The organism is Pirellulales bacterium, assembly GCA_036499395.1.
In the GTDB taxonomy this organism is placed as follows: domain Bacteria; phylum Planctomycetota; class Planctomycetia; order Pirellulales; family JACPPG01; genus JACPPG01.
In genome coordinates this window covers 25,920-34,511 of sequence record DASYDW010000018.1, presented here as the reverse complement: position 1 = coordinate 34,511, position 8,592 = coordinate 25,920, and the positions used below count along the sequence as shown (strand labels likewise).

Here is an 8,592-nt window from a genome sequence, read left to right as displayed (position 1 = left end):
GCCACGAGCGGAAACTCCGGCGTGCGCAGCTCGAAGCCTTGCCGAGTCCAGTAATTCGTAAACGCGCCGTACAGATGTTCGAACAGCGAGCCGCACCACTGCGCGTAAGACTTCGAGGTGTTGTAGGCGATTAAATAATGTTTGGTCGTGTGAACATCGAAGCCGGTCGGTAATTCCTTCAGCAGCCGCGCAGCCAACTCGGCGGATGAATACGGCTTGAACTCATTCCCATCCTCGACATGCGAGACAAGCTCTTCCGGGGGCACGGTGTCGAGCGTGCCGTCGGGGGACATTAACAGCAGCCCGCCATCCTCGGCTTTCACCAATACCTGTCCCAGGATCGTCCGCTCGCGATCGTCTTTCCGCGAGACGACTTTATCGAGCCCGAGCACGGGCCCGGCGAAAAACCCTAGCGCAAGGACCGCCGTCATGAGCCGTCCGAAGAACGTCTGCGAAGAGGACAAGTATTCACGCATGCGCGATTGTTGCGATCCAAGAGAGGAGCGTCGGCCGGACGATACCCGGCAACACGGCACTCATTTACTACGTTAGCAGAAGAAACGCCGAAGTGTGGCCGTGCCGCGGCTGATATCCAGTGGCAAACAGCCGTGAAACCGGACCGAGCAGGGGGCAGACTCTACGGATGAGCCGCCGGGCCAGTCAATGTCGTCCAGATAGGGGAAGGGATAGCTAGCAAGCGCGAGAGCGTTGCCTAGGACCCCAAGAATTCCGAGGTTTCGGCAAGGAAACCGCCTCGGCAGTCTGGGAGCTGCGGTCGTCCTTCGCAGACTTTGCTGTTCGCGCCGGAGTCGTCTTGGCTGTTACCGAGGTCGCGTGTATAGTCCGCTTCCCTTTCACCAAGGGGGCGTTCTGCCCCGAGTCCAATCGACGGTCTATTTCGCATGGGCATCCGGCACGGCAAGCACTTGCTAGCGCTAACGCTATGCATCTGGCTCGTCGGCGGCTGCGCGCAGATGCACATGCCGAAACGGCCCACCTGGCTCGGTGGAAAGAAAGAAGAGCCGGGTCCCAAGATCGTGACGCCGCGCGACAAGATCGAGCAATTGCGCCAGCTCAGCGCTAACGCCAAAAAGATGAGCCCCGAACTTCAACTGCGCATCTCGGAAGAACTCGCGCAGGGAATCGCTCACGAGCAAGACCCGATCCTGCGCGCCCAGGTTCTCCGCACGCTGGGACATTTCCCCACGGAGAAGTCCGCGTCAATGCTCGCCGCCGGCCTGCACGATCACGAGCGCGACGTGCGAATTGCCGCCTGCGAAGGGCTGGGCCGTCACGGCGGTCAACTGGCCGCGACCGAGCTTTCGCACGTCCTCAGCGACGAAGCCGACATGGACGTGCGATTGGCCGCGGCACGAGGTCTCGGCGCAACCAAGGCAACCGCCGCAATGCCGGCGCTCGGCGATGCGCTGGAAGATCAAGATCCGGCCATGCAGCACCGAGCCGTCGCGTCGCTCAAGGAAATCTCGGGCAAGGACCTCGGAACCGACCTAGGGGCCTGGCGCGAATTCGCGAAAACAGGTCAGGCGCCGGAGCAGCCGTCGTTCGCCTCGCGATTCCTCGGCTGGTTCCGTTAGCCGCCGCGTATTCTCGCCCCTCGTTGTGGACGATTTGACGCGACTGACACGGCACTATTCGATCCGCAGCGTATAGCTCAATGCGCCGATCGGTTCGCCGGCCTTCGCTTCCTTGTAATGCTCGTGGCACATCGTGCATTTGGCAAGAACCACCGGCAGCGGCGTGGCGGCGCGTAAGTAACGCTTCCCATCGCGCTCGACAATTTCTTCATGCCAGGCTTTGCCCGCGAGCAATTGCGCAACGGCTTCTTTTTCGAAGGCGTCTTGAGGAGCATTTTTCTCCTCGATGGGCTGTCCGGTCGCGTCCAGCAAGCGCACCTCGTGCCAGCCCTTCTTCTTCATCGCATCGAATAGCGCAATCGCGGCAGTGCCTGCAGGCAGGTCGGAATCGACTTCGACGTAGTGCTCGGTAATTAGCACGACGGCCGTTTTGTACAAATCGTCCAGCATGCGCGTCGTATCCCGCGCGCGCTCGATCGCCGGATCTGTTTTTGCCGGCTCGGACGAACGGGCCTGCATCAGAAAAAACGCACTCGTCGTCACGCCGAAAACGATCAATACGGTTAACGAGCGAAAGTGACGCAACATGATGTTGGTCTCCAGAAGGACGGGTGGGCAAACGAGGCGGGAGCGGCCGCGGACCGCACAGTACACGGGCAGGCAAACGTGGTGAGCTTCAGACACGTGCTCAGCGCAATTCGTAGACCGGAAGATCGGCCAACTGGCCGCCAGGTTTCACGATTTCCGAGAGGCGCACACTGTTGAGATATTCCAGTTGCAAGCGTTCGGCTTCGGCCAGCACTTCTCGCAAGCGACACTGCGGCTGAATGACGCAAACCTTCGGAGTGCCGACGCATTCCAGCAAATGCATCTGCCCCTCGAAGGCCAAAATCACTTCCCCGACGCGAATCTCGTTCGCGTCCCGGGCCATTTCGATACCGCCACCAATGCCGCGAATGCTGCGCACGTACCCCAATCGTGCTAGCCGGTGGACAACCTTCGCCACGTGATGCGGCGAGATGCGATAGAAATCAGCCACCTCGTGGATGTTGGATCGCCCCGGCTTGCCGACCAGGTAAATCAGGGTTCGCAGGGCGTAATCCGTTAAAAGTGCAAGTCGCATAGATAAAGATTCATTAGTGGTGCATGTTTTACTTGTTTTAGAAATAACAAGGTCGGCGTTCCAGGTCAAGTAGTTGGTTCCGCGTGCCAGAATCAGGGCGTGCGGTCTCTTCAAACGGACCTCGGCAACTTCAACTCTGGCTGCCATCGCGTCGATTTATGCCCGCAGCTAGCTGCTTTCGGAAGCTGGCATTTCCGTTGGGTGGTCAAGGCCTGGACGCGGTTCTACCGATACAACACCTACCAACCCCGCGCCGTGAGTCTGCGCTGTGAGCCCGGAAGTGGCGGCATCCGGGAGACTTACGGCCGTCGGGGTGTTCCTGGCCGAATCATGAAATGCCGCGTCTTTGGCCAGGGGAAGCCCGGGCGGACCACTATCCACGATGACCTTGGTTCCCTGAATCGTTCCGCCTGATGGTGCCCAGCCATCTCGCGACTCTCATCTGACCGCGGTCGTTACTCCACGTACGGCAGCTATTCGATATTTATGAAGCGACACAGTCTGTACGCCGTCGGCCTCGTAACATCCATCGTACTTGCCGCTCTCGCGATGTCCGCGATTGGAGTGGCGGCGGGGGTGCGTTCGCGCACGATGTCCGGCAGTGATCCGCAAGGGGTCTACATCAGCCTGGAAGGTAGCGGTCTCGGTTTCGCGCCAGACGACGAAAAAGCGGAATCGAAGGAAAATTCGCCCGCGGCGGAACCGGTGGCCGAAACCACAACGGAACCCGCGAATTGCGAAGACGATACCGACGCTGGCGCGGTGCCGCCAGCAGACGCGCCTTCTCCGGATGATGAACCATCCGCGTCGATCGAACAGCCACAAAGCGAAGCGTTCCGCCGCCACGCCGTACGATTGACACCGCGCATGTCGATGCTGCGCGAGCAAATTCGCGAGACGCTAGGGCATTATCACAACAAGCGACTGAATACGCGCGATCACAATCCCTGGGAAGTGATGCACTCGATCGTGGCCTACGGCGCCAGTTCGAACCTGAATCGTAACGGACCGGACGGTCCGACGGTTAACGCCATTTCCTGGCTGTGCTGGAACGGCGACTGCAAGGGAACTCGAATCCTCGAGGTCACCGAGGGCAAGCTCGCGGCACGCAAAGGGCCGCAGGTGCAAGGGCATCCCGGCCAATTCCTGGCCATTCTGGCTCAGTGGAACATCGCTACCAATTGTCCCATTAAGGTGGGCAACCAGCAGTTCACACTCGAAGATCTGATTCAATCCGAGAAGCTCGGCTGTCAGACCGGTATGGAACTCACCTTCAAGCTAATCGGGCTGAGCTACTACTTGGATATCGATTCGCGCTGGAAGAATTCGACCGGTCAGACCTGGTCGATCGAACGATTGATCCGCGAAGAGCTCTCGCAGCCCATCGTCGGCGCCGCTTGCGGCGGTACCCATCGCCTGATGGGGTTGGCATACGGCGTGCGAAAGCGCGAAATGTCGGGCCGGCCCATGACTGGTGAGTTCCGCCGCGCCCAGAAGTATCTCGAGGATTATCACAACTACGCCTTTACGAAGCTGCAAAATCCCGATGGGTCGTTCAGCACGGAGTGGTTCAAAGGCCCCGGCGCGCGTCCCGACCTCGGCCGTCGTATTCAAACCTCGGGGCACATCCTGGAGTGGCTGTCCTACTCTCTGCCCGAGGACGAATTGCAGTCGCCGCGAACCGTGAAGGCCGTGGAGTACCTGTCGGGCGTCCTTCACGACGGCATGAGCGAGGAGTGGTCCGTCGGTCCTCTGGGCCATGCTTTGCATGCCCTGGCGATCTACGACTCGCGCGTCTTCAAGCCGCTCGACCGTGCCGCGGAAGAAGAGGACAACGTGGCGGGGAACTTCCCCCCCAGTGATCCGGATGTGACCTTCACCGACAACACGCCCCCCGCGCCCCGCAAGGCGGTGACGCGGACCACGCGCCGGGCTCCATCGACGCCGCCATCGCGAGCCAATCGTCCGGCGCCGCCACGGCCCCGCAACTGATTCTTCACACGCCGCTCATAAAGCTCGCCGCGATCACTGGATCGCGGTGCTCTCATTGCCGAAATCGCACACGTCGCGAACAGGATTTAGGCAAATCCTTGCGGTATTGGAAGATGCCGCGGCCAACGGCTCCTGTTGCCCGAGACGGCGAAAACCCGTACATTCTCGGCACTTGCCCCCGTCGCGATCGTGGCGCTGCGGGGCCGCGCTCGTTTCTCCCGATCCCTTCGTGGTATTCGCCTAGCGCATGACCCCCGCACGCCCCAGCGAGGAGTTCCTGATTATCTTTCAGGCGGCGGTGCGCCTGGCCGCTGCCGTGCGAGTGGATGCCATCCTGCTGCTACTCGAAGATCCACTCGACTGGCAACAGCTCAAAGAGCTGAGCGGCGATCAGAAAATCGTGCTGGCGGCGGACAAAGCGTCGGCCGTCGCCGGCTCGGCTCAAGCCGGGTTCGATTCGGTCATCTTGCCTGATGCCTTCGACACGCCGGTGCCCGAGAAGCTGTCGCAAGCCCTCTTGAATGCCGTGGCCGACGATTTGCTGGCCAGCGGAGCGCGGGTCGTAGCGTTGTACGGCGGATTCGAACCGCACTCGATCGACTCGATCAGCTTGATCGATCTCGGCGATCACCTCGGCCGATTGACCGTTCGCGATTTGCGTCAGCTCGAGACGCGCGTGCCGCTCGACACGTTGCAAACCGTGTTGAACCTGGCGGTGGAGATCGGTCGCGAAGGGCGCGAAGGAAAACCGGTCGGCACGTTGTTCGTGGTCGGCGACACCCCCAAGGTGCGTCGCATGAGTCATCCGGCCAGTTTCGATCCGGTCAAAGGCTACAGCCGTCGCGAACGAAATCTAAAGTCGGTGCGCGTGCGCGAGGCCATCAAAGAAATCGCGCAAATGGACGGCGCCATACTCGTCGCGCCGGATGGCACGGTCGAGGCAGCCGCACAATATCTGGACGCCTCGGCGGCCGACGTGACACTGTCGAAGGGGCTCGGCGCCCGGCATTGGGCGGCCGCCGCCATCAGTCGCGCTACCAAGGCCGTGGCAGTCGCCGTAAGCGAGTCGAACGGCACGGTCCGTGTCTTTCAAGACGGCGAGGTCGTATTGCGGATCGAGCCCTTCCGCCGCCCGATGAAGTGGAAGGATCTCGAGCACGAAGGGGGCGCGGATCACTAGGTCCGATCGCCCGCGGCATAGCGGCTACGCATAGCCTGCCGACAATCAGCCGCCGCTCCGTTACCTGCCTGTAAATCGCCCGGCGGGCTTCCACCCAGGCGAGCCCTAATCGCGCCCTCACTGACTCTGGCATTTTTCAACCGACCGCCTTTGCTCTATCAAATTTTGATTTGTCAAAAACATGTATTGCAATGCACAAAACATCAGATATCATGCGGTGAAATCGAATCTCTGGGTCGCCGTAACCGTGGCGGCCGGATTCGATGGGGCTCTCAGCATGGCAAGAGTGCGGACAAAACGCGCACGACCCTCGACGACCGCCGGCTTTTCGCTGGTCGAGCTGCTAGTGATCATTTCGATCATTGGTCTGCTCGTGGGCCTGCTGCTGCCGGCCGTTCAAGCCGCACGCGAGTCGGCGCGCCGCGGTCAGTGCCTGAATAACCTCAAGCAACTGGGGCTTGGCCTGTTGTCGTTCGAGAACGTCAGGGGAGTTTTTCCGCCGGCGTACGTCGGAGATTCGTACGCCAATGGAACGCAGTACGGCATTTCCTACGGCGACGACAATCGAAACGGGCCCACGGGCTTTGCCTGGGGAACATTGACGCTTCCGTTCATCGAGCAGCAAGCACTGTATGACAGTTTCGATTTGAACGTGCCTTGCTGGGCACCAGTGAACGCCGCTTCGGCCACCACGCAACTGCCCGCTTTCCTCTGTCCGTCCGTCACCGGCGGCAGCGACGGGTTCGTTGTCGAGAAAGACTCGGGCGACCTGGTGCATGGCGTCGCGCTCGTGCCACGGATCTTCTTCGCGCACTCGCATTACGTAACGAACGCCGGCGTCTCGCAGCCGTGGGGGCGAACGACGCCCTACTCGTACAACTTCGAAGTTCCGGAACCGATCGTCGAGAACGGCAACAAGCTGGCCAGCCTGAACGGGCCGTTCTATCGCAACGCGCGCACCCGTCCGGCGGACGTGACTGATGGGCTATCGAACACCGTGTTCCTCGGCGAGCACACGTCTTTTTTGAGTAACAAGACGTGGGTCGGCGTCGTGCCAGGCGCCGCAACCTGTCCCCGGCTCGATTTGTTCCCTTGGCCATCGGACTGCAATAGCGCAGGCTGTCTGGTCGGCGCGCACAGCGGTCCCGACCCGCACGATAAGCCGCAAGTGATCATTCACGCGCCGAACAACCCGTTCGGCCATACCGACGAGATGTATTCCGAGCATATTGGCGGCGCCAACGTGAGCCTGGGAGACGGCTCAGCGCGATTCATTCGCGAAGAGATCGATCCCTGGGTCTGGGTGGCGTTGTCGACACGGAACGAAGCGGACGTCGCGAGCGGAGCGTGGTGATGTGCAGGGCAGACGCATTTCCGATTCTCCGCATGGCATGCCTTGTCCTTTCACGGCAGACAAGGCATGCCGCGACGGCGCTTCTTGCTCTGCTATTGCTCGTGATCGCCAGCGGTTGCGCACAGCCACCTCAGTTTGCCCAGGACGAAGACGCATGGCAGACGGCAGACGCCCTGTGGACGGCCATCACGGCCAAGGACACCACGTTGCTCGATCAATGCGCCGCAAAACTAACGGCGCTGCACACGGACGGCAAGCTCTCGCAACCCGCCTTCGAACACTTCGAGCATGTCATTGCTACGGCGCGCGATGGGAACTGGGACAAGGCGCGCAAGACGCTGAAGAAATCGGTCAAAGCCCAGCGCAGAATTGTTCGCGAGTTACGCAACGATTGACGTGCGCGACCCGGCAGTGAATCGAGAGCGGGCACAGCAACCTAGACGAGGCCGGTCAGTCCATCGACTTCGGCCGGTCCATCAATAGCGCCACTTCAAAGCGAGAATTCGGCACCTCGCTGCGCACGACCGACGCAGGACGCATGCGTAACTCGCTCGTCACCTGCCCCCACGTCCAGGATTTCACCTGGTACAAGAAAAGATTCGGCTCGGGCGTTTCCTTGCGCTGAAAACCATACTGCGATTCGAGATATGCGACCAGGCGGCGCGTGTCACCGGTCGTGCCGAAGAACGTAATGCGCGCCACGCGCTGTTTGGGGTTGAAGTAATAGGTCAGCGAGCCCGCCACGTCCGCATCGCTGGTGCCGGTGATCAACGGCACACGGTAACCTTGCAGATCAAGCTCGGCCAGGTCGGCCGATACCCTCGGCCAATTCGATAGGACCCAGTTGGTCGTCACGTCGAACCGCAATACTTCTTCCAAAGAATGGAAGGGGGTGGTCTTTAGCGACGGAGGTTTAGGTGTGGCCGGATCGCCTTTGGCAATCTCGGCCCGGGGTGCTCCTGGTTCCGTAGGGGATGCCTCGGGGGACGCTTTGTCACCGCTTTTCGATGGCATGTATTGCGCGACCAGGCTGTTGAACTTCGCGCTCGTCGAGAGCACGTAAGGCACCACGGTCGTCATCAGAAACAGCGCAATGAACGTTTTGCTGCGGCCGAACATCGTTCCCTCCCGCCCCCGCAATTAGCGACCAACATCGCTTGGCACCGCGACTCATCCAGTGAGTATCGACCGCGACGCTCGCAAAATAGGGCCGTTCGAGCGGCGAATGGCGCGGTTTCGCCAAGGGGCAGAACCGGTTCGCCGTGCGCTTGCGCAATTCCCAATTCAATCGCGCTGGGGGGGCCGCGGAGCCGGCGGAAAACTTTGCGCGTCCGGCACGCTCGCTCCG

At 60.9% G+C, this 8,592-nt stretch carries 9 protein-coding genes; 5 read left to right on the top strand and 4 right to left on the bottom strand.

All coding sequences use genetic code 11. The annotated features are described in order from the left end of the window. On the bottom strand, nucleotides 1-476 hold a 476-nt coding region (locus tag VGN12_03585; protein HEY4308513.1), incomplete at its 3' end, for a hypothetical protein. A 426-nt stretch (nucleotides 477-902) separates the two neighbouring features. Here VGN12_03585 and VGN12_03580 point away from each other — a divergent pair. Further along, nucleotides 903-1,595 carry a HEAT repeat domain-containing protein gene (locus tag VGN12_03580; protein HEY4308512.1) on the top strand — a complete coding sequence of 231 codons (693 nt, stop codon included), beginning with the start codon at nucleotides 903-905 and terminating at the stop codon, nucleotides 1,593-1,595. A 54-nt stretch (nucleotides 1,596-1,649) separates the two neighbouring features. On the opposite strand, the gene VGN12_03575 is transcribed toward VGN12_03580, so the two are convergent. Together VGN12_03575 and VGN12_03570 are read right to left on the bottom strand one after the other, a co-directional pair. After that, the gene (locus VGN12_03575; GenBank protein ID HEY4308511.1) at nucleotides 1,650-2,183 is read right to left on the bottom strand and encodes a DUF3365 domain-containing protein; all 534 of its coding nucleotides are present in this window, start codon (nucleotides 2,181-2,183) and stop codon (nucleotides 1,650-1,652) included. Between the two features lie 100 nt (nucleotides 2,184-2,283). Then, a complete protein-coding gene (locus VGN12_03570) occupies nucleotides 2,284-2,718 on the bottom strand; it encodes an Rrf2 family transcriptional regulator (protein HEY4308510.1) in 435 nt (144 codons plus the stop codon). A 486-nt stretch (nucleotides 2,719-3,204) separates the two neighbouring features. Here VGN12_03570 and VGN12_03565 point away from each other — a divergent pair, with 486 nt between their 5' ends. The 4 genes from VGN12_03565 to VGN12_03550 all read left to right on the top strand — a co-directional run bounded on the left by VGN12_03565 (nucleotide 3,205) and on the right by VGN12_03550 (nucleotide 7,639). Continuing rightward, nucleotides 3,205-4,710 carry a hypothetical protein gene (locus VGN12_03565; protein HEY4308509.1) on the top strand — a complete coding sequence of 502 codons (1,506 nt, stop codon included), beginning with the start codon at nucleotides 3,205-3,207 and terminating at the stop codon, nucleotides 4,708-4,710. A gap of 247 nt (nucleotides 4,711-4,957) precedes the next feature. Beyond that, entirely contained in the window at nucleotides 4,958-5,890 is a 933-nt protein-coding gene (locus tag VGN12_03560) for a diadenylate cyclase (protein ID HEY4308508.1), read from the top strand. Between the two features lie 217 nt (nucleotides 5,891-6,107). Continuing rightward, on the top strand, nucleotides 6,108-7,244 hold the full coding sequence (locus tag VGN12_03555; protein HEY4308507.1) for a DUF1559 domain-containing protein: 1,137 nt from the start codon (nucleotides 6,108-6,110) through the stop codon (nucleotides 7,242-7,244). Nucleotides 7,245-7,276: 32 nt separating this feature from the next. Further along, complete coding sequence (locus tag VGN12_03550; GenBank protein ID HEY4308506.1) at nucleotides 7,277-7,639, top strand: hypothetical protein; 363 nt, start codon at nucleotides 7,277-7,279, stop codon at nucleotides 7,637-7,639. 55 nt (nucleotides 7,640-7,694) lie between these two features. Here the strand turns inward: VGN12_03550 and VGN12_03545 are convergent, their stop codons facing one another. Beyond that, entirely contained in the window at nucleotides 7,695-8,363 is a 669-nt protein-coding gene (locus tag VGN12_03545; protein ID HEY4308505.1) for a DUF6690 family protein, read from the bottom strand. Between the last annotated feature and the right edge of the window lie 229 nt (nucleotides 8,364-8,592).